The organism is Coralloluteibacterium thermophilum (assembly GCF_042654365.1).
GTDB lineage: Bacteria > Pseudomonadota > Gammaproteobacteria > Xanthomonadales > Xanthomonadaceae > Coralloluteibacterium > Coralloluteibacterium thermophilum.
On the sequence record NZ_JBHSGG010000040.1, the window covers coordinates 64,233 to 88,124 of the forward strand.

The 23,892-nt window shown below is 69.5% G+C and carries 25 protein-coding genes; 16 read left to right on the forward strand and 9 right to left on the reverse strand.

The annotated features are described in order from the left end of the window. Nucleotides 1-11: 11 nt before the first annotated feature. From ACFO3Q_RS13905 to ACFO3Q_RS13930, 6 genes are all read left to right on the forward strand, one after another. Nucleotides 12-281: a single-stranded DNA-binding protein gene (locus tag ACFO3Q_RS13905; RefSeq protein ID WP_377005334.1), complete on the forward strand. Its 270-nt coding sequence runs from the start codon at nt 12-14 to the stop codon at nt 279-281. A 3-nt stretch (nt 282-284) separates the two neighbouring features. Next, nucleotides 285-488 (forward strand): hypothetical protein, encoded by a 204-nt coding sequence (locus ACFO3Q_RS13910; RefSeq protein ID WP_377005335.1) that lies wholly within the window; start codon nt 285-287, stop codon nt 486-488. A 33-nt stretch (nt 489-521) separates the two neighbouring features. Further along, on the forward strand, nt 522-773 hold the full coding sequence (locus ACFO3Q_RS13915) for a hypothetical protein (protein WP_377005336.1): 252 nt from the start codon (nt 522-524) through the stop codon (nt 771-773). 247 nt (nt 774-1,020) lie between these two features. Beyond that, nucleotides 1,021-2,073: a hypothetical protein gene (locus ACFO3Q_RS13920; protein ID WP_377005337.1), complete on the forward strand. Its 1,053-nt coding sequence runs from the start codon at nt 1,021-1,023 to the stop codon at nt 2,071-2,073. Between the two features lies 1 nt (nt 2,074). Continuing rightward, entirely contained in the window at nt 2,075-2,365 is a 291-nt protein-coding gene (locus ACFO3Q_RS13925; protein WP_377005338.1) for a DUF2523 family protein, read from the forward strand. Continuing rightward, on the forward strand, nt 2,362-3,492 hold the full coding sequence (locus ACFO3Q_RS13930; protein WP_377005339.1) for a zonular occludens toxin domain-containing protein: 1,131 nt from the start codon (nt 2,362-2,364) through the stop codon (nt 3,490-3,492). Before ACFO3Q_RS13925 ends, ACFO3Q_RS13930 begins: the two co-directional genes overlap by 4 nt. 123 nt (nt 3,493-3,615) lie before the next feature. On the opposite strand, the gene ACFO3Q_RS13935 is transcribed toward ACFO3Q_RS13930, so the two are convergent. Beyond that, nucleotides 3,616-4,692, reverse strand: coding sequence for an IS5 family transposase (locus tag ACFO3Q_RS13935; protein ID WP_377005340.1), 1,077 nt, complete (start codon nt 4,690-4,692; stop codon nt 3,616-3,618). 269 nt (nt 4,693-4,961) lie between these two features. Here ACFO3Q_RS13935 and ACFO3Q_RS13940 point away from each other — a divergent pair, with 269 nt between their 5' ends. Next, nucleotides 4,962-5,246 (forward strand): hypothetical protein, encoded by a 285-nt coding sequence (locus ACFO3Q_RS13940; protein WP_377005341.1) that lies wholly within the window; start codon nt 4,962-4,964, stop codon nt 5,244-5,246. A gap of 435 nt (nt 5,247-5,681) precedes the next feature. Further along, nucleotides 5,682-5,957: a hypothetical protein gene (locus ACFO3Q_RS13945; RefSeq protein WP_377005342.1), complete on the forward strand. Its 276-nt coding sequence runs from the start codon at nt 5,682-5,684 to the stop codon at nt 5,955-5,957. Nucleotides 5,958-6,254: 297 nt separating this feature from the next. Here the strand turns inward: ACFO3Q_RS13945 and ACFO3Q_RS13950 are convergent, their stop codons facing one another. Both ACFO3Q_RS13950 and ACFO3Q_RS13955 read right to left on the reverse strand, forming a co-directional pair. Then, nucleotides 6,255-6,623, reverse strand: a complete 369-nt coding sequence (locus ACFO3Q_RS13950) for a DUF3703 domain-containing protein (protein WP_377005343.1) — start codon at nt 6,621-6,623, stop codon at nt 6,255-6,257. A 519-nt stretch (nt 6,624-7,142) separates the two neighbouring features. After that, nucleotides 7,143-8,375, reverse strand: coding sequence for an NAD(P)/FAD-dependent oxidoreductase (locus ACFO3Q_RS13955; protein ID WP_377005344.1), 1,233 nt, complete (start codon nt 8,373-8,375; stop codon nt 7,143-7,145). A 221-nt stretch (nt 8,376-8,596) separates the two neighbouring features. Between ACFO3Q_RS13955 and ACFO3Q_RS13960 the strand changes: the two genes are divergently transcribed. After that, the gene (locus ACFO3Q_RS13960) at nt 8,597-9,421 is read left to right on the forward strand and encodes a glycosyltransferase family protein (RefSeq protein WP_377005345.1); all 825 of its coding nucleotides are present in this window, start codon (nt 8,597-8,599) and stop codon (nt 9,419-9,421) included. A gap of 16 nt (nt 9,422-9,437) precedes the next feature. Here the strand turns inward: ACFO3Q_RS13960 and ACFO3Q_RS13965 are convergent, their stop codons facing one another. The 4 genes from ACFO3Q_RS13965 to ACFO3Q_RS13980 all read right to left on the reverse strand — a co-directional run bounded on the left by ACFO3Q_RS13965 (nt 9,438) and on the right by ACFO3Q_RS13980 (nt 15,232). Beyond that, a complete protein-coding gene (locus tag ACFO3Q_RS13965) occupies nt 9,438-10,712 on the reverse strand; it encodes a replication-associated recombination protein A (RefSeq protein WP_377005375.1) in 1,275 nt (424 codons plus the stop codon). Nucleotides 10,713-11,030: 318 nt separating this feature from the next. After that, a complete protein-coding gene (lolA, locus tag ACFO3Q_RS13970; protein WP_377005346.1) occupies nt 11,031-11,693 on the reverse strand; it encodes an outer membrane lipoprotein periplasmic chaperone LolA in 663 nt (220 codons plus the stop codon). 88 nt (nt 11,694-11,781) lie between these two features. Then, nucleotides 11,782-14,109 carry a DNA translocase FtsK gene (locus tag ACFO3Q_RS13975; protein WP_377005347.1) on the reverse strand — a complete coding sequence of 776 codons (2,328 nt, stop codon included), beginning with the start codon at nt 14,107-14,109 and terminating at the stop codon, nt 11,782-11,784. Between the two features lie 55 nt (nt 14,110-14,164). Next, the gene (locus ACFO3Q_RS13980; RefSeq protein WP_377005348.1) at nt 14,165-15,232 is read right to left on the reverse strand and encodes an alanine dehydrogenase; all 1,068 of its coding nucleotides are present in this window, start codon (nt 15,230-15,232) and stop codon (nt 14,165-14,167) included. A 203-nt stretch (nt 15,233-15,435) separates the two neighbouring features. Between ACFO3Q_RS13980 and trxB the strand changes: the two genes are divergently transcribed. The 4 genes from trxB to infA all read left to right on the forward strand — a co-directional run bounded on the left by trxB (nt 15,436) and on the right by infA (nt 18,603). Beyond that, nucleotides 15,436-16,392, forward strand: a complete 957-nt coding sequence (trxB, locus tag ACFO3Q_RS13985; RefSeq protein WP_377005349.1) for a thioredoxin-disulfide reductase — start codon at nt 15,436-15,438, stop codon at nt 16,390-16,392. A gap of 40 nt (nt 16,393-16,432) precedes the next feature. Continuing rightward, on the forward strand, nt 16,433-17,581 hold the full coding sequence (locus ACFO3Q_RS13990; RefSeq protein WP_377005350.1) for a GNAT family N-acetyltransferase: 1,149 nt from the start codon (nt 16,433-16,435) through the stop codon (nt 17,579-17,581). Continuing rightward, nucleotides 17,556-18,284, forward strand: coding sequence for a leucyl/phenylalanyl-tRNA--protein transferase (gene aat, locus ACFO3Q_RS13995; protein WP_377005351.1), 729 nt, complete (start codon nt 17,556-17,558; stop codon nt 18,282-18,284). Before ACFO3Q_RS13990 ends, aat begins: the two co-directional genes overlap by 26 nt. 100 nt (nt 18,285-18,384) lie before the next feature. After that, a complete protein-coding gene (gene infA, locus ACFO3Q_RS14000; protein ID WP_377005352.1) occupies nt 18,385-18,603 on the forward strand; it encodes a translation initiation factor IF-1 in 219 nt (72 codons plus the stop codon). 97 nt (nt 18,604-18,700) lie between these two features. On the opposite strand, the gene clpA is transcribed toward infA, so the two are convergent. Beyond that, nucleotides 18,701-20,989, reverse strand: coding sequence for an ATP-dependent Clp protease ATP-binding subunit ClpA (gene clpA / locus ACFO3Q_RS14005; RefSeq protein WP_377005353.1), 2,289 nt, complete (start codon nt 20,987-20,989; stop codon nt 18,701-18,703). 42 nt (nt 20,990-21,031) lie between these two features. Continuing rightward, nucleotides 21,032-21,370: an ATP-dependent Clp protease adapter ClpS gene (gene clpS, locus ACFO3Q_RS14010; protein ID WP_377005354.1), complete on the reverse strand. Its 339-nt coding sequence runs from the start codon at nt 21,368-21,370 to the stop codon at nt 21,032-21,034. A gap of 107 nt (nt 21,371-21,477) precedes the next feature. Here clpS and ACFO3Q_RS14015 point away from each other — a divergent pair, with 107 nt between their 5' ends. Genes ACFO3Q_RS14015 through hflD form a run of 3 tightly spaced genes read left to right on the forward strand, consistent with a single transcriptional unit; the run spans nt 21,478 to nt 23,683 of the window. Further along, nucleotides 21,478-21,942 carry an NUDIX hydrolase gene (locus tag ACFO3Q_RS14015; protein ID WP_377005356.1) on the forward strand — a complete coding sequence of 155 codons (465 nt, stop codon included), beginning with the start codon at nt 21,478-21,480 and terminating at the stop codon, nt 21,940-21,942. Between the two features lie 17 nt (nt 21,943-21,959). Further along, entirely contained in the window at nt 21,960-23,069 is a 1,110-nt protein-coding gene (mnmA, locus tag ACFO3Q_RS14020; protein ID WP_377005357.1) for a tRNA 2-thiouridine(34) synthase MnmA, read from the forward strand. Continuing rightward, a complete protein-coding gene (hflD, locus tag ACFO3Q_RS14025) occupies nt 23,066-23,683 on the forward strand; it encodes a high frequency lysogenization protein HflD (protein ID WP_377005358.1) in 618 nt (205 codons plus the stop codon). Before mnmA ends, hflD begins: the two co-directional genes overlap by 4 nt. Nucleotides 23,684-23,892: the final 209 nt, after the last annotated feature.

The window sequence follows — 23,892 nt, forward strand, 5'->3', positions numbered from 1 at the left end:
GAGGACTGACCATGTTTATCGAGATCAAGAGCAATACCCTTTCGGGCATTCGTGAATACAAGGGCCGTCAGTACGGCGATCAGCAGGCGGCGCTTTTCATGCCGGGTGCGGATTATCCGCTGCCGTTCAAGGTCAACGTGCCGGCCGATGCGGCCCACGCACCGGGCCGGTACACTCTGGATGGGTCGGGGTTCGGCACCGATCAGCACGGAAACCTGCGGCTGAATCGCGTGCGTCTGGTGCCGCTCGCGGCACCGACCGGTAAGGCGGCGGCGGCCTGAGTTATGGCGCAGGTGCTCGTGCCGTACTGCCGGGTGGCTGATTTTGATGCGGCCACGGGCACCTGCGCCGCCCCGTTTTGGGGCCCGCATCAGGGGGTGCTGCCGCCCCTGACGATGGTCGATGCGTCGTTGATCGCTGCGGGGATCATCTCGCTGTGGGCCATCGGTTTCATTATTCGGCAAGCGCGCCGTGCAGGGCAGTCCTGACCGGCATCAACCAAACCAAAAGGAGGAATACCCATGAACCGCAACAACATCCAGTCCCGCGTGATGCAGGCGCGCGATTCGATCCGGAACCTCGGCTACAAGGGCGCCGCCGCCGTCACGGTGTTCGGCGCCTCGATGTCGCCGGCGTTCGCGCAGAGCCTCGGCGAGGCGTTCACCAGCGAGGCGGATGGCGCCAAGTCGGAGCTGCTCATCATCGGCGGTGCTGTCCTGGCGGTCGTCGCCATCATCTTCCTCATCAAGTCGGCCAAGCGCTCGGCGAGCTGAAGAAGGGGAGGGGAGGGGCAACCCTCCCCTTCGTCTCTATGGACTACCTCGGCTACTGGTTTCTGCTTGGAGTGCTCGGCGCATGCTGGCTCGCTCTCGACGACTGATTGCGCGGATCGGTGAGCGCGTCGTGGTGCGCGTGCTAGTTCGCGTGTGTGTCGTCGTAATGCTCGGCCTTATCGGTTGGGGCACCGCTCGCGCTGCGTACTACCCCGACGAGGGGTCAGCTTACGCGGGTTGCGTTGCGATGGCGGCCAGCATCCCTAGTGCGACATCGCAGCACTGCACTAGGGAGACGCACGATGGCAGCCATGATCGCTATTTTTGTCGTGTCTACTCGCCCAATTACGGCGCGGTTGTCTCGTGTGGTTTTTTCGATGGCCGCGACCCGTTCCACATTTATCCCAAGACCGGCGTGTGCTCGATGCGCCCCGAGCGTTTCGATATCTCCGCGCCGACCTCAAACGGCACGGGGCTCGTGTGCGACAACGGTTGCATGATGGATGTGTGGGTCGATGGCGGTACAGGCGGCTTCAACGCGCTGCCGACTGGCGCGACGTGCACGACCGACGATGCGCCGCCGCCCGTTTCGCCGTCCGACCCAGACCCGCCAGAAGAGCCCGAGCCCGGAGAGCCGGGTGAGCCCGGAGAGCCCGGAGAGCCCGGAGAGCCCGGAGAACCGGGTGAGCCCGGTGAGCCCGGTGGCGGCAATGATGTCGATCTGTCGGGCGTGCATTCTCGCCTGGACAAGATCGACAACAGCATCAACACGCGGGGTCAGCAGACCGTAGCCGCGATCAATTCGCAAGGCTCACAAATTACAAGTGCCATCGCGGGCCAGACCAATGTGCTCGGCGGCAAGCTCGACGGCATCCGGGACGCGCTCGAAGGCCTCGGCGGCGGCGAGCAGGGCGAGTTCAGCGGCACCGGTTGCGGTCTCGACGACGTGTGCAATGGCGACCCCATCCTGTGCGCGTCGGTGCGCGAAGCCAAGTTGGCGCGGTGCCGTGCTGAGGCGGCGGATTCTGCGAACGCGAACGCCGTAGAGCATGCAACGGCGATGGAAGCGAGCGGGGCGGGTGTCGGCACGTCTGAGGTAACCATTGGTCCCGAGCTGCTCGACACGTCCGGCTTCGTGGGTAATTCGTGCATCGCTCCGCCGTCCGTCGCGTTGCAGCGGTTGGGCTCGCTGGATTTCTCCGCTGCCGGGTCGCTTTGGTGCGACTACATCGCTCTATTGCGTCCCATCGTGATTCTGTTTTTCGGCCTTCTCCCGTCGATCTATATCCTGAGGCGTTGATATGCCAATCCTCGCTGCGATCTGGCCGGCGCTGCTGGCGTTTCTCACGAAGTATCTGCCGTCGCTTGTCGGGCAGGTCCTGTTGGCGTTCGGCGTTGGGCTCGCCGTGCACACGTTCGCGATGCCGGCGTTCATGAATCTCGTGCGCAGCTACACGTCTGGCATGTCGGCGTGGACGCTGAATCAGCTGGGCGCTCTCGGTGTCGATGTCTGCATCACGATGGTGTTCAGCGCGATGACGGCTGCGGCCGCGAAGCGCGTTGTGCTGTCCAAGCTGGGGCCGGACGCATGATCTACCTGATTACCGGTCAGCCCGGTGCCGGCAAGACCGCCTTCGCGATTACCTACTGCCTCGACTTGCAGAAGGCCGGCCGCACGATTTATGCCGCTGGCGTGCCGGGTCTGGACTACGCTGCGACGGGTTTTCGTCCTATTGAGGACGTGACCCGCTGGTATCACGCTCCTGCAGGCGCGTGGCCCGAGAATCGTCTGACGCCGGCCGGTGTGGCGGTGCCACCCGACTACGAGGGCACAGAGCCGTACATCCCGGACGGTGCGGTGATTCTGCTTGACGAGTGCTACGCGGATTTTCCGGCGACGAACGCCGGCAAGGCGATTCCGCCCCATATCGAATTCATGGCGCGCCACCGGCATCGCGGTTTCGATTTCGTCCTGATCTCGCAGGGCCACGGCCAGCTGCATTCGTTCTTGAAGCCGCTGGTGCATGAGCACACGCACGTCGTGGAGAAGTTCAAGGGGATGTGTCGGCTGCGGCGCTGGCCGCGCATCGAGACCAATCCGGACAAGGCGCGCTGCGACGATTCCAAGCCGTGGAAGCGGCCGGCGTCGGTGTTCAAGCTCTACAAGTCCACGACGGTGGACACCAAGCGTCACCGCCTCCCGATGTGGGCGTGGTGGTTGATGCTCGCGCTGGCTGTGCTGGGCGGCCTCGTGTACTACATGCAGCATCGGTGGGACGCGCGGATTGACCGATACCGTGGCCAGGACACGTCGACGGCGGGCAGCGACCGCGCGAGTGACCCGACGCAAGGAGGGGTGCTCGCGGGGGCGTTGACCGGCGGCCCGCCGCCGTCGCTGCGGCAGTCGGACTATGCCGAGTGGCTCACGCCCCGTGTTCCCGGTCATCCGTGGAGCGCTCCGGCGTACGACAACTTCCCGGTTGTCTCGATGCCGCAGGTCTTCTGCATGAGTACGGCCGAGACCTGCCGCTGCATCACGGAGCAGGGCACCCGCTACCACGTTGAGGACGCGACGTGCCGCGTCATCGCTCGCGAAGGCACCTACAACCCGTTCAAGCCGCCGCAGCAGTCCCACACGGCGCAGCGCGCCGATGCGGGGTACTCGGAGCCCTACAGGGCACTTCGCATAACCCCATTTCCGAAGGCTGAACCGGCATGAGGGCGCTCGCGTCGTTCAGTTCGGGGTTCTCGGTGCCGCTCAGGCCCCGTCATCGCAGCCTTGGCGGGCGCCCGAGGCCCTGCAAAACTGCGTTTGCAGGCTGCAGCGGGCGCACCTCTGCCTTCATCGCGCACACCCGCACGGGTCATGGCGCACCAGCCAGACCAGCCGCTTGGCGTTGTACGCCGCGCACTTCAGCAGGATCGCCAGTTCGTTTCTCGCCAGCGTCATCGCCCGCACGCACTTGCCGCCCAACTGCTCGAGGCCGGCGAACACATGTTCGCCTCTGGCGCGGACGCGGTTGATCGCCTTGTTGCGCGCGTCCAGTCGCACGCGCCGCTCCTGCCCGGGCTTCGCACGCCGCGCGATGCCGTCCCGCAGCCCGTGGGCCTGCAGCAACTCCCGGTTGGTCTGCGCGTCGTAGCCTCGGTCGGCCAGCAGCCGCGCGCCGGTGTTGGCGCGGTCCAGCACCTCCTTGAGCGTCTGGCCGTCGTCGGCGTTGGCCGGCGTGACCTTCGCCTGGCGGATCAGCTTGTAGCGCGCGTCCGCGTTGGCGTGCACCTTGTAGCCGTAGAAGCTCTTGCCGTGCTTCTTGGTCCAGCGCGCGTCGCGGTCGGTGTGCTGCAGCCGCTTGGCACTCCAGCCCTCGGGCCTGCGGCCTTCGTTGAGCGCTTCGCGCTCGTCCTTGTTCGCCTGGGTCACCGGTGCCTGCACGATGCTGGCATCCACGATCTGCCCGCCGCGCGGGATGTAGCCGTGCTGCTGCAACTGCAGGCTCACCGCCTCGAAGATGGCGCGGCCGCCCAGACCGCCTTGGGCCAAGCGCTGCTTGAAACTCCACAGCGTGCGCGCATCGGGGATGTGCAGTGCTCCGTCCAGGCGGCAGAAGTGCTGGAAGCTCATGCGGTCCAGCACCTGGTACTCGCAGTCCTCGTCGCTGAGGTTGTACAGCGACTGGATGAACAGCAGCCGCACCATCACCTCGGTGGGGTACGGCGGGCGCCCGCCTTTGCTACGGTCAGCGCGAGGGCAGGCGGTGTCGACCCGGGCGGCAATGGCCGCGAAGTCGATCAGTTCGTCCATTGCTGCCAGGTTGGCGATGAAGCCGCCGAGCTTGGCTTGGCGTTGGTCTTGCACGAACAGGTCAGCGCCAGGCTGAGAGCGCCAGAAGGACGAGGGCTTGATGCGCGGGGTGCTCATGGGCGCCATCATGCCGGCTCACGGGCTGCAAGGGGGAGGGAGGTTTCGAGAAGTGCCCTACAGCATTGCCTCGCCGTCAGCGGGCCGTGCAGGGCCGCCAAGGGTAGGGGATCACTACCGTGGCGTGCCGGTCACCATGGCTCCCGGGCAGGTCAGTCGTGCTCGGGAACCGTCCTTCTAACGTAAGTCTCACGAAATGTTGAGCCGACGAACGGCGCATTAAATGTGTGAGACTCACGATATAATGGTTTCCTGCAGGAGGACACGACATGGCACGCGACACCCTCGACCCCGGAACGCTCGAAATGCCGCTGCAGCGCAAGCGTGGCCGTCCGCCCAAGCATGGCAGGGCGATGACGGCGACCGAGCGTGCTGCGGCGTACCGCGACCGCCAGCGTGCCGGCTATGGCTCGCGCCGGATCACGGTCACTGCCGAGGATTTCCGGCTTCTTTGCGACGTTGAGGCTGTGCTGTTGTCCGCGAAGCGCAAGGGCATGGCTGAGCGCATCGCAGCCCTCGCGGACCGCATTGGCTCGATCACTCGTTCAGAGTGAGCCTCACGTAATTCCCCAGCCTTCGCACCGCACCCCGGCCGCCGCCAGCGGCCGCTGCACGCTTCCAGCCCTGTCTCCGGACCACTGGCGGAGACGCTCTTGATCTGGAGCCTCGGCCGGAGCACGCCTCCCGGCCTGCGCTCATTGAGCCCCAACGCTCCTTGGCTCCCCAGCCGCCACCCGGAGACCCCCGCTTTTCCCCTCGGCCGGCTGCCCGTTGATCGCCGGCGTTTGTGGAGGGAGACGTCCCGTCTCCCGGAGCAAATGACCGGCCGCGTTGCCCCTCACGCTGGCGAGCTTGGTGAGTCGCCAGGGCGACTCATGCCGTTCCGCTGTTCTGCCGTTGGGAGTGGGGGCGTGGGGGCCGTCGGCCCCCACATGCTCTTCGCTAGACTGTCGTTGCTGGCAGGGGGCCAGCATGTGGAGTAGGGCATCATGAAGCAGGGACCGTTCTTGTTCGGTGTCGGCCTGATGATCGGCACCGGCTACGCCGCCCTTCAGGGCAACGTGCTCGCGGTCGTTCTCGGGTTCGCCGGGGTGGCCGCCGTTGGGCTCTCGTCGTTCGTCGAGCGCTCACGACCGGGGCGCCGCTCGGTCGTGCGATCTCGGTCGGTCAGCGCCATCGACATCGAGGGGCCTGACCCAGTGCATGACGGGACGCCAACCATGCGCGCAGACCCTCGGCGGAAGTCCTCACGCCGTCCGGGCTGACGAGCCAGCGTCCGGCCAGCCGCCAGCCGTACCACATGCCGCCGAGCCGGCCGTGGCCGTGGATCCACCAGTCCCGGTAGTGTTGCGCGCATGGGTTCTGGCGCCGCGCGCTGTGGTCCCAGCACGGCGGCGCCTCGCGTCCGATCATCATGCGGCGTAGGCTGGCGCGGCGCAGATCAAGGCTCGGTCGGTTTCGCGGAACAAGCTGCGCAGCCACGTCATGAACTTCGCATAATACATATTATGTAAAATTCGGTGAGCCGGCCGCAGGAGGCGCCGAACGCCGGCTGTGAACTCTCATGGCTGGGGCGAGCGCGCCTCCTCGATCAAGAGGCGCAGATCCGGGGGGATCGACATCCGCTTGAACGGATGGACGTTGGATCCGCCCGTGTTCCCCGCGGGCACGAGTCCGATCGCCGTTTTGGTGGCCGCTCCAGCCAGCCGGAGGACCTGGCCGAGGCACTCACGGACGGATCGACGACGGCATCCCCAGATGAGCATGCGCCAGTGGACGCGCACATGGTGCAGCGTCGACGCCTGGCCCAGGACATGTGCGCGCTCGAGGTGCGCGAACGCAGCGCTGGAGTTGCCTGTGCGCTCGGCATCAGATGCTGCAGCGAGCTCTGCATCGACGTAGGGACGGATACGCTTGGAGAAGGAGGTCATGGCTGTAAGGGCACCGAATGGATGATTTCGGTCGGATCCCTCGATCCTTCCGGGGTTCAGCAGCCGCGGCCGAGTACATGGGACGCGCCCGGGGCTCGTCCCGGGAAGAGCAGGATCATGATGCCGGAAGCCGTCCTTCTGGCACCGAGTCATGGCACAGTCGCCTCCCTCGGCCAAGAAACAGTGCCTTGCGCGGGGAAGTTGCCCTGTGACTTCAAGTAGAGGTCCGGGGCCGGTCCCTCCCCGCCGGTCTACACATCCGCGCGCTGGCGGACGCGGTCCGACGCGGGTATGTTCCGATCCGGCCTCACCTGCGCTTGGGGACGCGGATGCACGCCTTGCTCCTTCTGCTGATCGGCTTCGCCTGCCTGGCGCTCGTACTGGGCGTGCTGGCGGTCGTCTGGGCGTTCGCGCAGGTGGATCCGCCGGCGTCGGCGCCGACGGATGGCGACGCCTGGGCCGGTGCCGCTGCGGTGCGCGGGCAGGCGCGGCAGCGGAACGGGAGCGGCGGCGTCGGGCTCAGCGGGCCAGAAGGTCCTTCAGCGCCACCGCGGTATCGGCAAGCTGCGCGTCCTGCACGGGAATCCGCTCGCCGACGAGACGCCGGGCCAGCGCGAACTCCTGCGGCCGGTTGACCGCATCGGCCGCGATCGCGCGGTCGCCGGCCATGTGGAACACCATGAAGGCCCCGTCCTCCGGGCTGCCGCGGAGCACCTGGCGCTCGGCGTCCCGGGCCAGGCCGACCATCTGCAGCTTGAGGTCGTACTGATCGGACCAGAACCACGGCACGGCGCGGTGTTCGGCGGGCTTGCCGGCGAGCACGGCGGCGGCCACACGTCCCTGCTCCATGGCGTTGGGCACGGACTCCAGCCGCATGCTGCGGCCGTAGAAGGCGTTCGCGTGGTAGCTGCAGTCGCCGATGGCGTGGATGTCGGGATCGGACGTGCGCGTCTGGGCGTCGACCACGATGCCGTCGGACACGTCCAGGCCGGCGGCGGCGGCGAGTTCGGTGTTCGGGACGATGCCGATGCCGACGACGACCAGGTCGGCCGGCAGACGCGTGCCGTCGGCGAGCACGACGGCCTCCGCCCGCTCTTCGCCTTCAAAGGCGTGCACGCCGGTGCCGAGGCGGAGTTCGACGCCGCGCCGCCGGTGCGCCTCGGCGAAGAAGTCGCACAGCAGGTCGCAGCCGACGCGCGGCAGCACGCGCGCCTCGGCCTCGACGACGGTCGTGGCCAGACCCTTCTCGACGGCCACGGCCGCGACTTCGAGCCCGATGTAGCCGCCACCGACGATCACCAGCCGGCGCCCGGGCACGAATTCCTCCTGCAGTGCGAGGACATCGTCGATGGTGCGGATGCAGAACACGTTCGGGTGCTCCGCGCCCGGCACCGACAGCGTGCGGGTGCGGCCGCCGGTCGCCAGCACGAGCTTGTCGTAGGCGATGCGGGTGCCGTCGAACAGGTGCAGCGTGCGGCTCCCGCGGTCGATGGCCTCGACGCCGATGTCGGGCCGGCAGTCGATGGCGAGGTCGTCCCAGGCCGACTCGGACTTGATGTACAGGGCGTCCTGGCTGCTCTTGCCCGAGAGGAAGGCCTTGGACAGCGGCGGACGGCGGTACGGCAGATGGCCCTCGTCGCCCAGCAGCACGATGCGGCCATCGAAGCCCTGCTGGCGCAACGCGATCGCGCATTCCGCTCCGGCCTGTCCTGCGCCCACGATGACCACCGTGGGTTCCGTCGTCGTGCTCACCTTCGTCTTCCTCGTCTGTCTCTCGTGCACGCCCAGCGTGCGGGGCGCGGCATGCTACGCGATCCTGGAGTGTCGGTGTGGCGGTGCGAACGGGCCGTCGGCAGCTGCCCGTCCGTCGCCCCGCCCTGCCCCGCATCACGCGGCCGCAACGGCCGTCGCGCTTCCTTCTTCATCTTCTTCCCGCGGGCCGGCCGCGGGATGCGATCCGGAGGCTGCGCGCAGTGCGCATCATCTCGCTCTCGACCATCCCGCCGCGCTTCGGCCTGCTGGACGCGACGCTGGACAGCCTGCTCCGCCAGCGGCCCCGGGTGGATGCCGTCCGTCTCTACGTGCCGCGCCGCTATCGCCGCTTTCCGGACTACGACGGCCGTGCGCCGGCGGTGCCTGCGGGCGTCGACGTCGTCCGCATCGACGACGATCTCGGGCCCGCCTCGAAGGTGCTCTTCGCCGTGCGCGAGTTCCGCGGAACCGACGCCCGGATCCTCTTCTGCGACGACGACAAGCTCTTCGCGCCTGGCTGGGCGGCGAGGCTCTTCGACGAGCAGGCGGCCCGTCCCGACGAGGCCGTCGCCCTGGTCGGCAAGTCCATCGGACCGGTCGGCGCCCGTACCGCCCTGCGTCGGCCGCAGGCGCGGCGTGCGCGGGGATTCGACGCCGACTACCTGATGCGCAAACTGCGCCAGCGCGTCCGCACGCGCCTGCTCGGCCAGGACGTCCCCCGGGCGATGCGCAGGCCGGTCGCGGAAGCGGGCTACGTGGACGTGCTGCAGGGCCTGGGCGGCGCGGTGGTGCGCCCGCACTTCTTCGACGCGACAGCCTTCGACATCCCCGAGGTGCTGTGGGCGGTGGACGACTACTGGCTGTCCGGGATGCTGGCGGCCCGCGGCGTTCCGATCTGGCTGCCGGCCGGAATGGAGCTTCCGGCGCCGTCCCGTGCCGACGACGTCGATTCGCTCTACGACGCGGTCATCGAAGGCGTCGATCGCGACGGCGCGAACCAGCGCTGCATCGCCTACATGCGGGAACGCTTCGGCGTCTGGACGTGACGCGCCGGGAACGCGGCTAGCCGCGGCCGCGGCGGGCTTCCTCGCGCGCGGCGCGGAGCGCGTCGAGCTTCTCCTTGAGCCGGATCTCCATGCCCCGCTCCACCGGCCGGTAGTACTCGCGTTCGCCCATGGCGTCGGGAAAGCCCGTCTGGTCCAGCGCCACCCCGCCCTCGGCATCGTGGTCGTACTGGTAGCGCTCGCCGTAGCCGAGCTCCTTCATGAGCCGGGTGGGCGCGTTGCGCAGGTGCATGGGTACCGGCTGCGTGCCGTGCTCGCGCACGTCCGCGCGCGCCTTGTTCCAGGCCATGTAGCCGGCGTTCGACTTGGCCGTGCTCGCGAGGTAGATGGTGAGCTGCGCCAGCGCGAGATCGCCTTCGGGGCTACCGAGGCGGTCGAAGGTCTCCCAGGCCTCGATGGCCATCTGCAGCGCGCGCGGATCCGCCAGGCCGACGTCCTCGACCGCCATGCGCGTCAGCCGCCGCGCCAGGTAGGCCGGGTCGCAGCCGCCGTCGAGCATGCGCGCCAGCCAGTACAGGGCGGCGTCGGGGTTCGAACTGCGCACGGATTTGTGCAGCGCCGAGATCTGGTCGTAGAACTGCTCCCCGCCCTTGTCGAAGCGCCGCGTACGGTCGGCCAGCACCTGCTCGAGCGTCGCCGGCGTCACCGTCCCACCCTCCCCTTCGGCGAGTTCGGCCGCGATCTCGAGCAGGGTGAGCGCACGCCGCACGTCGCCGTCGGCGGCACGGGCGATCATCCCCAGCAGGTCGTCGTCGACGGCGAGGCCGCGGCCGCCGAGCCCGCGTTCGGTATCGGCCAGCGCCGCCTTCAGGGCGGCGACGATGTCGTCGGCGTCCACGGCCTCCAGCACATGGACGCGGCAGCGCGACAGCAGCGCGGAGTTGAGTTCGAAGGACGGGTTCTCGGTCGTGGCGCCGACGAAGAGGATCGAGCCCTTCTCGATGTGCGGGAGGAAGGCGTCCTGCTGCACCTTGTTGAAGCGGTGCACCTCGTCCACGAACAGCACGGTGCGGTGCCCGGCCTGGAAGCGCGCGTCGGCCTCCGCCAGCACCTTGCGCACGTCGGGCAGGCCCGAGAGCACGGCCGAGATCGCACGGAACTCCGCCTCGGCGTACTCGGCGACCAGCAACGCCAGCGTGGTCTTGCCGCAGCCCGGGGGACCCCACAGGATCATCGAGTGCAGGCGACCGCTGGCGACGGCGCGACGCAGGGCGCTGCCCGGCGCGAGCAGGCGCTGCTGGCCGACCATCTCGTCGAGCGAGCGCGGGCGCATGCGCTCGGCAAGCGGCTTCAGGGCGAGCTGGCCGGCGTCGGGCGCGAACGGAAGCTGGGGAGCGTCGGGCGCGGTCTTCTTCACTGGACGGATTCTACGCCGGCGCGCTGCCCTGCCCCGTGTCCCTGGGGCGCGGCCGAAGCCGCTCCTGCATCACGCGCCCCCGCGGCAGGAGGTTGCGGCCAGCCCGGCGGTGCGGGCGTGGCCATGGATCGTGACAAGGGCGATGCACTGTGGGAGCGGCTTCAGCCGCGACCGGACATCGCCACCACGACGCCGACCGCGGGTCGACGCCGCGCCCGGCGCGCTCCGGCCTTTTCAGCGCAGCGGCGTCACTTCGGCCGACTCCACCTGCTCGCCCACCACTTCCACGCCGGGGGGCGGGTCGAAACGGAAGGCGTCCGCGGCGAACGCGGGATCGCGCCGCCAGCCCTGGAAGGCGATCTCGGTCTTCTGGCCCAGGGTGTCCTCGACGGACATCCGCGCCAGCCCGCTCGCGTCGAAGCCCAGGCGCGCCTCGCGGAACTGCGCGCTGTCGGCCTGCTTCGGCTCGAGGACCAGCCAGCTCAGCGCGTCGGCCTCCGGGGCCTCGCTCACGCGGAACTGCCGGTCCAGCTCGCCCGGATCGATCAGCGCGGCCAGCGGGCTCTGCTGCTCCTCGTAGCTCTGGCGGCGCACGGTGACCTGCTCCAGGTCGGGGTCGTAGATCCACACCTGGTCGCCGTCGGCGACGATCAGCTGCGGAAACGGCTGCGCGTACTCCCAGCGGAACTGGCGCGGCACCTTGAGCGCCACCTTGCCGCGCGACTCCTCGGTGAGGCGGCCGTCGGGATCGAACACGCGCTGGGTGAACTGTCCCTCCAGCCCGGTGATGCCACGGGTGAAGGCGTCGAGCCGCGCGCGCGCCTCCTGGGCGACGGCGGCGCCGGCGAAGCCGGCCAGCAGAACGAGGGAAGCGGCAGCGGTGCGGATCGGGCTCATCGTGATGGCGTCCTGGACGGATGCGGCGCAGTGTCGGATGCGCAAGCTGAACGTGCGGACGAGGTCGCCGCGGCGCGTTCAGCCCGGCCTAGTGCTTGGGCGGCGGCGGCGCGAGGACGCTGCGGTCGCCGTTGTGCTCGGGCGGGCTGACCACGCCGGCCTGCTCCATCGCCTCGATCAGGCGCGCCGCGCGGTTGTAGCCGATCTTGAGGCGGCGCTGCACGCCGGAAATGGAGGCGCGGCGCGTTTCGGTGACGATCTTCACCGCCTCGTCGTAGAGCGGGTCGGACTCGTCGCCGCCACCCCCGCCGCCCGCTTCGGGCAGGCCGGTCGGGCCGATGACGGTGCCGTCGCCCATGCTCTGCACCTCCTCGAGCACGCCCTCGATGTAGTCGGGGCCGCCGCCCGACTGCTTGAGAAACTCGACCACCCGATGCACCTCCTCGTCGCTGACGAAGGCGCCGTGCACGCGCTCGGGCATGGCCGTGCCGGGCGGCAGGTAGAGCATGTCGCCGTGGCCCAGCAGGGTCTCGGCGCCGGACTGGTCGAGGATGGTGCGCGAGTCGATCTTGGAGCTGACCTGGAAGGCGATGCGGGTCGGGATGTTGGCCTTGATGAGGCCGGTGATGACGTCCACCGACGGGCGCTGCGTCGCCAGGATCAGGTGGATGCCGGCGGCGCGGGCCTTCTGCGCCAGGCGGGCGATCAGCTCCTCCACCTTCTTGCCGACGATCATCATCATGTCGGCGAACTCGTCGATGAAGACGACGATGAAGGGCAGCGTCTCCAGCGGCCGCGGCGCCTCGTCCAGCTCCGGGTTCGGCTTGAACAGCGGATCCATGAGCGGCTGGCCGGCGTCCTGGGCTTCCTTCACCTTCTTGTTGAAGCCGGCCAGGTTGCGGACGCCCACGGCGCTCATGAGCTTGTAGCGGCGCTCCATCTCGGCCACGCACCAGCGCAGGCCGTTGGCGGCCTCCTTCATGTCGGTGACGACCGGCGCCAGCAGGTGCGGGATGCCCTGGTAGACCGAGAGCTCGAGCATCTTCGGGTCGATCATGAGCATGCGCACGTCCTGAGGCGTCGCCTTGTACAGCAGGCTCAGCACCATGGCGTTCACGCCGACCGACTTGCCCGAGCCGGTGGTGCCGGCGACCAGGAGGTGCGGCATCTTGGCCAGGTCCGCCACCGTGGGGCGGCCGCCGATGTCCTTGCCCAGCGCGATGGTGAGCACGCTCGGCGAGCGGTCGTACTCCTTGGAGCGGAGCAGCTCGGAGAGGTAGATCATCTCCCGCTTGGTGTTCGGGATCTCCAGGCCGATCACCGACTTGCCGGGGATCACGTCCACCACGCGCACCGACTTCACCGACAGGCCGCGGGCGATGTCCTTGTCCAGGGAGTTGATCTGCGCGCCCTTGACCCCCGGGGCGGGCTCCATCTCGAAGCGGGTGATGACCGGGCCCGGGTACGCACCCACCACCTGAACTTCGATGCGGAAGTCCTTGAGCTTGAACTCGATCTGCCGCGAAAGCGTCTCCAGCGTCTCGGCGCTGTAGCCGGGCGGCTGGGGCTTGGGGTCGTCCAGCAGGGACAAGGCGGGCAGCCCGCCCTCCCCCGAGGCGTTGAACAGCGGCATCTGCTGCTCGCGCTTGGCGCGCTCGCTCTTCTCGACCACAGGCGCGGGCGGCGGCTCGATGCGGATGGGCTCGCGCTCGGCGCGCTTGCGGCTCTCGGCCTTGCGCACCTCCTCGCGCTCCTCGCGCAACGCGCGTGCGCGCTGGCGCTCCCCGACCTCCTTGACCTCGCGGTTGAACAGCGCGCCCAGCGAGAGCACGCCCTTGCCGATGCGGTCCATCAGCGACAGCCAGGAGAGGCCGGTCGCCAGGGTCACCGAGACCATGAACAGCGCGAACAGGAACAGGTTGGCCCCCATCGTGCCGAACAGGCGGCCGATGCCGCGCCCGACCGCATGGCCGAGGATGCCGCCGCTGCCGGCCGGCAGGGCCTCCGCGCCGCCGATGCGCAGGTGCGCAAGCCCGCAGGCCGAGACCAGCAGCGCCACGATGCCGACCAGCCGCAGGGCCGGGCCGAGGTCGGCATGGCCCTCCGGGGCCGGCTTCACGCCGAACAGCGCGATCCAGGCCAGCCCGCCCATGAGAAACGGCAGGAGGTATGCGACGTAACCACAGAAATAGAAAGCGATGTCGGCGATGTAGGCGCCTGCCACGCCGCCGAAGTTGTCGATCTGCCCGGTCACGCTTCCCGCCCGCGACCAGCCCGGGTCGTTGACGGAATGCGTGACCAGGCTGGCCAGCAGGTACAGGAGGATGGGCGCCAGTGCGACCAGCACCAGTTCACGGATCAGCTTCTGGCGACGGGCGTCGCCTGGGTTCGATCGCTGTGCGCTTGCTCTCGCCACGTAATGACAGGCCTTAGGATCGCTTCCTTAGTGCTTGATGCTACTGGGAATAGCCTCAGACATCCATGCCCTGCAGGGCCGGATGCACCAGCTTGCCGCCCTCGACGTTCACGCCCCGCACCAGGGCCTGGTTGCCGCGCCAGTCGCCGGTGGCGAGCTTGTCCACCCAGGGCAGGATCGCGGCGCAGATGGCCTGCGAGCTGGTCTGCGGGACCGCGCCCGGCATGTTGGTGACGGCGAAGTGGGTCACGCCCTCCTCCACGTAGGTCGGTTCCTTCCAGGTCGTGGGGCGGGTGGTCTCGAAGCAGCCGCCCTGGTCGACCGAGATGTCGACGAGGATGGAGCCGGGCTGCATGTCCGCGACCATCTGCCGGGTGACGACGTGCGGCGCGCGCGCGCCGGTCACCAGCACGGCGCCGACGACGATGTCGGCCGTCGCGAGCTCGCGGGCCACCACGTCCTCGTAGGGGTACAGCGCAGTGACGTTGGCGCCCAGCGCCATCATCTGCGCCATGCGGTCCTGGCGCTTCTCGAACACCACCACGTTCGCGCCGCCCGATGCGGCGAGCTGGGCGGAGTTGCCGCCGGCCATGCCCGCGCCGAACACCACCACCTTGCCGCGCTCGGTCGACGGCAGGCCGCCGAGCAGCTTGCCCTTGCCGCCCATGGGCTGGTGCAGGAGATGGGTGCCGACCTGGACGCCGATGCGGCCGGCGATGATCGACATCGGCGCCAGCAGCGGCAGGTCGCCGTTGTCCAGCTCGACCGTCTCGAAGGCGACGCCGGTCAGGCCGATGTCGAGCAGGCTGCGGGTCAGCGCGGGCTCCGCGGCCAGGTGCAGGTAGCAGAACAGCAGGTGGTCCTTGCGCAGGTGCTGCAGGTCGCCGGCGATCGGCTCCTTGACCTTGACGATCATCTCGCCCTTTTCGTACAGGGCCGCCGCGTCGGGAGCGATCCTGACGCCGACCGCCGCGTACTGCTCGTCGGAGAAGCCGCTCTTGATGCCGGCCTGCGTCTCGATCCAGACCTCGTGGCCACGACGGACGAGATCGCCGCAGGCGGCGGGAACGAGGGCGACGCGGCCTTCGAGGGTCTTGGTTTCGCGCGGGATACCGATGCGCATGGACTGCTCCAGAATGCTTGGTTCGGATACGAAAAAACGCCGCGATGGCGGCGCTGGCTGGCGGTGCGGGACGGAGCGTTCGCGCCTTGATTCGACCGGCGCCGCCCCCCATGCTGAACGACCTTCGCGCTGCGGAGCGCCCCTCTGCGAGGCACCGCGACGCGGCCGAACCCACTCCCGAAACTGCCTGGTCGATTATATACATGAGCGCCCCCAAGCACTGCCGTGTCCTCATCCTCGGTTCCGGCCCCGCCGGCTGGACCGCCGCCGTCTACGCGGCCCGCGCCAACCTCAAGCCGGTCGTGGTGACCGGGCTCCAGCAGGGCGGCCAGCTGATGACGACCACGGACGTGGACAACTGGCCGGGCGACGCGCAGGGCGTGCAGGGGCCCGAACTCATGATGCGCATGCAGGCGCACGCTGAGCGCTTCGACACCGAGGTGATCTTCGACCACGTCCACACCGCCGACCTCTCGCGGCGGCCCTTCGTGCTCAAGGGCGACAGCGGCGAGTACACCGCCGATGCCCTGATCATCGCCACCGGCGCCTCGGCGAAGTACCTGGGCCTGCCCTCGGAAGAGGCCTACAAGGGCCGCGGCGTCTCGGCCTGCGCGACCTGCGACGGGTTCTTCTTCCGCGACCAGGACGTGGCGGTGATCGGCGGCGGCAACACCGCCGTGGAGGAGGCGCTCTACCTCTCCAACATCTGCCGCAAGGTGTACCTCGTGCACCGCCGCGACAGCCTGCGTGCCGAGAAGATCATGCAGGACAAGCTGTTCGCCAAGGCCCAGGCCGGGAAGGTCGAGCTCGTCTGGAACCACACCGTGGACGAGGTGCTGGGCAACGACGCCGGCGTCACCGGCATGCGCCTGCGCAGCACCGCCGACGACAGCACCCGCGAGATCGCCGTTCAGGGCTTCTTCGTGGCGATCGGGCACACGCCGAACACCAGCCTGTTCGACGGCCAGCTCGCGATGAACAACGGCTACATCACCATCCGCACCGGCCTCGCCGGCGAAGCGACGGCGACCAGCGTCCCCGGCGTGTTCGCCGCCGGCGACGTGGCCGACCAGGTGTACCGCCAGGCCATCACCTCGGCGGGCTTCGGCTGCATGGCGGCGCTGGACGCGGAGCGCTTCCTGGACACCCTGGACACCTGAGGCGGCGGGCCGCGCCCGGTGCGCGGCCCCGGTTCCGGCCATGACCACGTTCCGGGTCGTCCGCGCCCTCGACGCCGTTCCGGCGGCGGCCTGGGACGCCCTGCACGACGGGGGCAACCCCTTCGTGCGCCATGCCTTCCTCGCCGGACTCGAGGAGACCGGCTGCCTGCGCCCGAGCTGGGGCTGGCGTGCGCACCACGCCACGCTCTGGGACGGAGAGGACCTCGTCGCCGCGGCGCCGGCCTATCTCAAGGCCAACTCCCACGGCGAGTTCGTGTTCGACTTCGCCTGGGCCAACGCCTACGAACGGGCCGGCCTCGACTACTACCCGAAGTGGCTGGTCGGCGTGCCCTACACGCCGGCGACCGGGCCGCGCCTGCTGGCCGCCACGCCGGAGGCACGGCAGGCACTGGTCGAGGGCATGGCGGCGCACGCGCGGGCGCTGGGGCTCTCGTCGCTCCACCTGAACTTCCTGCCCGAGAACGAGGCGGCGACGCTCGGGGCGCCCTGGCTGGCGCGCAGCGACGTGCAGTTCCAGTGGCGCAACGCCGGCGGCTGGCGGGACTTCGACGACTTCCTCGGCGCGCTGAGCCACAAGAAGCGCAAGAACATCCGCCAGGAGCGCGGGCGCGTCGCCGCGGCGGGCTATCGCTTCCGCGTGGTGGACGGGCACGGCCTGCGCGAGGGCGACCTGGCGCGGATGCACGCGCTCTACCTGCGCACCTTCGCCGAATACGGCAACTCCCCGGCCCTCACCCTCGCCTTCTTCGAGCACCTGGCTCAGGCGATGCCGGAGGCGCTGGTGCTGGTCCTGGCGGAGCGCGGGGACGGGATCGTGGCGGGCGCGCTGTGCCTGCGCGGCCGCGACACGCTCTACGGCCGCTACTGGGGCGCCGAGGAGACCAGCCCGGGACTGCACTTCGAGACCTGCTACTACCAGGGCATCGACTACTGCCTGCGCGCCGGGCTCGCGCGCTTCGAACCCGGCGCGCAGGGCGAGCACAAGCTGGCGCGCGGCTTCCTGCCCGTGCTCACCCACAGCCGCCACCGGATCTTCGACCCCGAGTTCGAGACGGCCATCGGCGCCTGGTGCGAGGCGGAGCTGGCGTCCATCGCCGGCTATCGCGACCTCGCGGCGCGGCATTCGCCCTTCCGGACCGACGATGCGGCTGCCGATCCTGCCTGCTGACCCGGAGGGCGGCTTCCCCGATCCTCGCCACGCGCTGCGCGAGCCCGACGGCCTGCTGGCGGTCGGCGGCGACCTGCACCCCGGCCGGCTGCTCGATGCCTACCGGCACGGCATCTTCCCCTGGTACTCGCCGGGCGAGCCCATCCTCTGGTGGAGCCCGGACCCCCGCACGGTGTTCCGGACGAACGCGCTCCGTCCGCCCTCGCGCTTCGCCCGCAGCCTCCGCGGCTGCGACTGGGAGATCCGTGCCGATACCGCCTTCGACGCCGTTGTCGTCGCCTGCGCGCAGGCGCCCCGCGCCGGCCAGAGCGGGACGTGGATCACGCCGGAGATGGCGGACGCCTACGGCCGGCTGCACCGCCTCGGGCACGCACATTCGGTGGAGGTCTTCGCCGCGGACCGCCTCGTCGGCGGCATCTACGGCGTGGCCATCGGGCGCATGTTCTTCGGCGAGAGCATGTTCAGCGGCGTGTCCGGCGGCTCCAAGGCCGCCCTGTACGCCCTGGCGCAGCTGATGCGCGGCTGGGGCTGGCCGCTGATCGACGCCCAGGTGGAGAACCCGCACCTGCGTTCGCTGGGAGCGCAGTCCATGGCGCGGCCGGCCTTCCTCGCCGAGGTGGCGCGGCTCGTCGCGCTGCCGGCCGAGGCCGGCGCCTGGCGGGTGGCGCCCTTCCCTGCCTCCGCGCTGGGGCGCCGCGCCTAGCCGTTGCGGATTGCTTCTTTTTCTCCGCCGGCATCCATGGCATAATGCGCGACTTTCTCACGTGCGGCGCCTTCCGCGCTGCCGACGACACCGAGGCGGCATGTCGAAAGACGATTCCATCGAACTGGAAGGCGTGGTCCAGGAGACCCTGCCGAACACCATGTTCCGGGTAAAGCTCGAGAACGGGCACGTGATCACCGCGCACATCTCCGGGCGCATGCGCAAGAACTACATCCGCATCCTGACCGGCGACAAGGTCAAGGTGGAGATGACGCCCTACGACCTCACCAAGGGCCGCATCACCTACCGCATGAAGTGACGCGCTCCGGCGCCTCGCGGCGCGGGATCCGGAACGAACGCACGAGAAAACGGCGGCCCATGGCCGCCGTTTTCGTGTGCCCGTCCGTCCGTCGGCCTCAGTCCACCGTGGCCGGCAGCAGGCGCTCGGGTTCGGCGAAGGCCTCGACCCGGAGTTCGCCGTCGACGACGTCGACGCTGACCCGGCCGCCCGACACCAGCTTGCCGAACAGCAGCTCGTCCGCCAGCGGGCGCTTGATGCGCTCCTGGATGACCCGCGCCATCGGGCGTGCGCCCATCTGCTCGTCGAAGCCGTTCTCGGCGAGCCAGGTCCGCGCGTCCGGGGAGACCGTGAGGGCGACGCGCTTTTCGCCGAGCTGCGAGTCCAGCTCGATGATGAACTTGTCCACGACCCGGAGGATGTGCTCCATCCCCAGCGGCTTGAACTGGATGATGGCGTCCAGGCGGTTGCGGAACTCCGGCGTGAAGCTCCGGCGCAGGACCTCCATCGCGTCGGTCGAGTGATCCTGGCGGGTGAAGCCGATCGACCGCCGCGAGGCCTGGCTGGCGCCCGCGTTCGTCGTGAGCACGAGGATGACGTTCTTGAAGTTCGCCTCGCGCCCGTTGGTGTCGGTCAGCACGCCGCGGTCCATGACCTGCAGCAGGATGTTGAAGATGTCCGGGTGCGCCTTCTCGACCTCGTCGAGCAGCAGCACGCAGTGCGGCGTCTTGACGATCTTCTCGGTCAGCAGGCCGCCCTGGTCGAAGCCGACGTAGCCGGGAGGTGCGCCGATCAGGCGGCTGACCGAATGCGGCTCCATGTACTCCGACATGTCGAAGCGCACGAACTCGATGCCGAGCTGCATGGCCAGCTGCTTGGTCACCTCGGTCTTGCCCACGCCGGTCGGGCCGGCGAACAGGAAGCTGCCGATCGGCTTGTCCGGGTTGCCCAGGCCGGAGCGCGCCATCTTGATCGCCGAGGCCAGCGTCTCGATCGCCGGATCCTGGCCGAAGATGACCATCTTGAGGTTGCGCTCGAGGTTCTGCAGCACGTCCTTGTCGGACGCCGAGACCTGCTTGGTCGGGATCCGCGCCATCTTGGCGACGATCAGCTCGATCTCCTCGACGTCGATGACCTGCTTGCGCTGCTCGTCCGGCAGCAGGCGCTGGCGGGCGCCGGCCTCGTCGATCACGTCGATGGCCTTGTCGGGCAGCAGGCGGTCGCCGATGTGCTTGACCGACAGGTCCACCGCGGCCTGCAGGGCGTCGGTCGCGTACTCGACCGCGTGGTGCGCCTCGAACTTGGTCTTCAGCCCCTTGAGGATGGCGAAGGCGTCGGCGATCGAGGGCTCGACCACGTCGATCTTCTGGAAGCGGCGCGCGAGCGCGCGGTCCTTCTCGAAGATGCCGCGGTACTCCTGGAAGGTGGTCGAGCCGATGCAGCGCAGCTCGCCGTTCTGCAGGACGGGCTTGATCAGGTTGGAGGCGTCCATGGTGCCGCCCGACGCGGAGCCCGCACCGATGATGGTGTGGATCTCGTCGATGAACAGGACGGCGTTCGGCTCCTTCTTGAGCTGGTTGAGCACGCCCTTCAGGCGCTTCTCGAAGTCGCCGCGGTACTTGGTGCCGGCCACGAGCGCGCCCAGGTCCAGCGAGTAGATCGTGGTCTCCAGCAGCACGTCGGGCACGTCGCCCTCGACGATGCGCTTGGCCAGGCCCTCGGCCAGGGCGGTCTTGCCCACGCCGGCCTCGCCGACGTAGAGCGGATTGTTCTTGCGGCGGCGGCACAGCACCTGGATGGTGCGCTCGATCTCCTCGTCGCGGCCGATCAGCGGGTCGATGCGACCCTCGCGCGCGGCCTCGTTGAGGTTGCTGGCGTACTCCTGCAGCGGGTTGCCGGCCTTGCCGTCCTCCCCGCGCTCGGCCTCGCGGCCGCCTTCCTGGGAGGCGTCCTCGGGCCGCGCCGATTCGCTCTCGAGCTTGGCCACGCCGTGCGAGAGGTAGTTCACCGCGTCGAGCCGGGTGACGTCCTGCTGGTTGAGGAAGTAGACCGCGTGCGAGTCCTTCTCGCCGAAGATGGCGACCAGGACGTTGGCGCCGGTGACTTCCTTCCGGCCGGACGACTGCACGTGGTAGACCGCGCGCTGGAGCACGCGCTGGAAGCCCAGCGTCGGCTGGGTGTCGCGATCGTCGTCGCCCGGCAGGACGGGCACCGTGTCCCCGATGACCTGGGTCAGGTCCGCCGCCAGGCGGACCGGGTCGGCGCCGCAGGCCTTGAGGACGGCGGCGGCCGAGGGATTCTCGATCAATGCCAGGAGCAGGTGCTCGACCGTCATGAACTCATGACGGGCCTCGCGCGCCTGCTTGTAGCACTGGCCGATGGTGAACTCGAGATCCTTGCTGAACATTGCTGTGCCTCCGGGGCGATGGCACCACAGATGGGGTGATTTCTACGCCTTTTCCATGGTGCACAACAGCGGATGCTGGTGTTGCCGGGCGTATTCGTTCACCTGCGATACCTTGGTTTCTGCAACCTCGCGCGTGTAGACACCGCATACGCCCTTGCCCCGGGTGTGGACATGGAGCATCACCTGCGTGGCCTTCTCGCGGTTCATGGAGAAGAACCGCAGCAGGACCTCCACCACGAAGTCCATCGGGGTGTAGTCGTCGTTGAGCAGGATCACCCGGAACAGCGGAGGCCGCTCGGTCTCCGGCCGGGCCACGTCGACGGCCAGGCCGTGGTCGTGTTCATGCTCGTGATCGGGATGGTCTGGGCGATGGTTCGGCATGGCGCCAGTATAAGGTGCCGGGCGTTGCGGACCGTCGTGCGCGATTGGACTCCGGATGCGGTCAGTCCGCACAATTGCGAGTCCCCCGCCGCGCAACGCTTCATCCCGTGATCCCGCCCTCCCCCGCCGCCCGCTGGCATCCCGACACCACGGTGGCGGCCATCGTGGTGCGCGACGGTCGGCTGCTGGTGGTCGAGGAGCGCGTCGGCGACGCGCTGGTCCTGAACCAGCCCGCGGGCCACCTGGAGGCCGGAGAGAGCCTGCTGCAGGCGGTCTGCCGCGAGACCCTGGAAGAGACCGGCTGGGAGATCGAGCCCGTGGCCTTCGTCGGCGCCTACCAGTGGGCGGTGCCGGACGACGGCCGCGAATTCCTGCGGATGGCCTTCGCGGCCCGCCCGCTGCGCCACGATCCCGAGCGCCGCCTCGACGCGCCCGTCGAGCGCGCCCTGTGGCTGAGTCCCCAGGCGCTGGCGGCGGAGGCCGCGCGCCACCGCAGCCCCCTGGTCTGGCGAGTCGTGGCCGACTGGCTGGCCGGGCAGCGTTTTCCCCTCTCCGCGGTGCAGCGGCTGTGAGCGCCGGCGGCACGGTCATGCTCGGTGTGTCCGGGGGCGTCGACTCCGCGGTCAGCGCCCTGCTGCTGGCGCAGGACGCGCGCAGCGGCCGCGGCCCTGCGGTCGAGGGGCTGTTCATGCAGAACTGGGAGGACGACGGCAGCGGCGACTGCCGCGCCGAGGACGACCGCCGCGACGCGGTGGCGGTCTGCGGCCGGCTGGGCATCCCGTTCCACGTCCGCAATTTCGCGCGCCAGTACTGGGACGGCGTGTTCGCCCATTTCGTCGAGGAGTACCGGGTGGGCCGGACCCCGAACCCCGACGTGCTGTGCAACCGCGAGATCAAGTTCAGGACCTTCCTCGACGAGGCCCGGGCGCTGGGCGCCGAGCGCATCGCGACGGGGCACTACGCCCGGGTGGAGCGGCGCGGCGGCCGCTGGGCCCTGCTGCGGGGCGCGGATGCCGACAAGGACCAGAGCTACTTCCTGCACCAGATCGGACAGGAGGCGCTGGCCGCCACCCTGTTCCCGATCGGTCACCTTCCCAAGGCCCAGGTGCGCGCGCTGGCGCGCGAGGCCGCCCTGCCCGTGCATGCCAAGAAGGACTCCACGGGCATCTGCTTCATCGGCGAGCGCGATTTCCGCGACTTCCTCGCCCGCTATCTTCCGGCGCAGGCCGGCGACATCCGCGCCGTCGACGGCACCCGTCTGGGTGAGCACGCCGGGGCGTGGTACTACACGCTCGGCCAGCGCGAAGGGCTGGCGCTCGGCGGCATCCGTGGCCGCGGCAGCGCTCCCTGGTACGTGGTCGGCAAGGACGTGAGGAACAACGTGCTCTACGTGGATCAAGGCAGCGACAGCCCCTACCTGCACTCGCAGGCGCTCGAGGCGGATGCGGCGCACTGGACCGCCGGTTCGCCCCCGGCCCGCAGCTTCGCCTGCACGGCCAAGACCCGCTACCGCCAGCCCGACCAGGACTGCGAGGTGGAGGTCGGCGACGACGGCGGCCTCGCGGTGCGTTTCGCCCGTCCCCAGCGGGCGGTGACGCCCGGGCAGGCGGTGGTGTTCTACCGCGACGACGAGTGCCTTGGCGGGGCGACGATCCTGCGCACCGACGCGCCGGCCGTCGCCGCGGAGCGGGCCGCATGAGCGCCGCGATGCGCGACCGCACGCTGGCGCTGGCGGGCCTGCTGCAGGCGACCTCCATGGTCCGCCAGGTGGCCACCACGGGCGAGACGGAGAACGGTTTCCTGACCGCGAGCATCGAGAGCGTGTTCCGGCTGGAGGCCGAGACGCCCGAGGCGGTCTACGGCGGCGCGGGCGGCGTGGGCCGCGGCCTGCGCGGGCTCGTCCAGCAGATCGAGGGCGGCGCCGATCCGGCGCCGGCGCGCCTGGCGTTCACCGTGCTGCAGGTGGAGCGGCGCTTCAGCGCCCAGCCGAGGATGATGGACACCATCGCCCGCGGCATCCGCGAGATCGACCGCCAGCGCGAGCACTGGGGGCCGGTGCACCCGACCGTGCTCGCCCGGCTGGGCGAGCTGTACTCCGCCAACATCAGCACCCTGCGCCCCCGCGTGCTGGTGCAGGGCAACCCGACCTATCTCGCCCAGCCGGAGGTCGTCGCGGAGATCCGCGCGGTGCTGCTGGCGGCGCTGCGGTCGGCGGTGCTGTGGCGCCAGCTCGGCGGCACCTACTGGGACGTGCTGTTCTCGCGGCGCGCCATCGCCCAGGCGGCGCGCGACTGGCTCAGGCAGTCGCCGTAGGGGATCCTCCCTGCGGGGGCTCCCGGCTCTCCCCCGATGATCGGTCGGGGGTTGTCCACCTCTGGCGAACGCTCTCGAGATACAAGGAGGGGCTTCGGCCCCGACCATCCAGGCACCGACCCTGCCGTCGCGGGTCGCGGCTGAAGCCGCTCCCACGTGTCTTCATGCCCGTGCGCGATGTCGGCGCCGACGGTGCTGAACCATGAAAA

Coding starts and splice junctions, on each gene's coding strand:
- ACFO3Q_RS13935 (WP_377005340.1), bottom strand. CDS start 4,692: ATGAGCACCCCGCGCATCAAGCCCTCGTCCTTCTGGCGCTCTCAGCCT.
- ACFO3Q_RS13980 (WP_377005348.1), bottom strand. CDS start 15,232: ATGCGCATCGGTATCCCGCGCGAAACCAAGACCCTCGAAGGCCGCGTC.
- ACFO3Q_RS13965 (WP_377005375.1), bottom strand. CDS start 10,712: ATGCGCCCGCGCTCGCTCGACGAGATGGTCGGCCAGCAGCGCCTGCTC.
- lolA (WP_377005346.1), bottom strand. CDS start 11,693: ATGAGCCCGATCCGCACCGCTGCCGCTTCCCTCGTTCTGCTGGCCGGC.
- ACFO3Q_RS13945 (WP_377005342.1), top strand. CDS start 5,682: ATGAAGCAGGGACCGTTCTTGTTCGGTGTCGGCCTGATGATCGGCACC.
- mnmA (WP_377005357.1), top strand. CDS start 21,960: ATGCTCGGTGTGTCCGGGGGCGTCGACTCCGCGGTCAGCGCCCTGCTG.
- ACFO3Q_RS13910 (WP_377005335.1), top strand. CDS start 285: ATGGCGCAGGTGCTCGTGCCGTACTGCCGGGTGGCTGATTTTGATGCG.
- ACFO3Q_RS13905 (WP_377005334.1), top strand. CDS start 12: ATGTTTATCGAGATCAAGAGCAATACCCTTTCGGGCATTCGTGAATAC.
- ACFO3Q_RS13950 (WP_377005343.1), bottom strand. CDS start 6,623: ATGACCTCCTTCTCCAAGCGTATCCGTCCCTACGTCGATGCAGAGCTC.
- hflD (WP_377005358.1), top strand. CDS start 23,066: ATGAGCGCCGCGATGCGCGACCGCACGCTGGCGCTGGCGGGCCTGCTG.
- ACFO3Q_RS13920 (WP_377005337.1), top strand. CDS start 1,021: ATGGCGGCCAGCATCCCTAGTGCGACATCGCAGCACTGCACTAGGGAG.
- aat (WP_377005351.1), top strand. CDS start 17,556: ATGCGGCTGCCGATCCTGCCTGCTGACCCGGAGGGCGGCTTCCCCGAT.
- ACFO3Q_RS13930 (WP_377005339.1), top strand. CDS start 2,362: ATGATCTACCTGATTACCGGTCAGCCCGGTGCCGGCAAGACCGCCTTC.
- trxB (WP_377005349.1), top strand. CDS start 15,436: ATGAGCGCCCCCAAGCACTGCCGTGTCCTCATCCTCGGTTCCGGCCCC.
- clpA (WP_377005353.1), bottom strand. CDS start 20,989: ATGTTCAGCAAGGATCTCGAGTTCACCATCGGCCAGTGCTACAAGCAG.
- ACFO3Q_RS13925 (WP_377005338.1), top strand. CDS start 2,075: ATGCCAATCCTCGCTGCGATCTGGCCGGCGCTGCTGGCGTTTCTCACG.
- ACFO3Q_RS13940 (WP_377005341.1), top strand. CDS start 4,962: ATGGCACGCGACACCCTCGACCCCGGAACGCTCGAAATGCCGCTGCAG.
- infA (WP_377005352.1), top strand. CDS start 18,385: ATGTCGAAAGACGATTCCATCGAACTGGAAGGCGTGGTCCAGGAGACC.
- ACFO3Q_RS13990 (WP_377005350.1), top strand. CDS start 16,433: ATGACCACGTTCCGGGTCGTCCGCGCCCTCGACGCCGTTCCGGCGGCG.
- ACFO3Q_RS13915 (WP_377005336.1), top strand. CDS start 522: ATGAACCGCAACAACATCCAGTCCCGCGTGATGCAGGCGCGCGATTCG.
- clpS (WP_377005354.1), bottom strand. CDS start 21,370: ATGCCGAACCATCGCCCAGACCATCCCGATCACGAGCATGAACACGAC.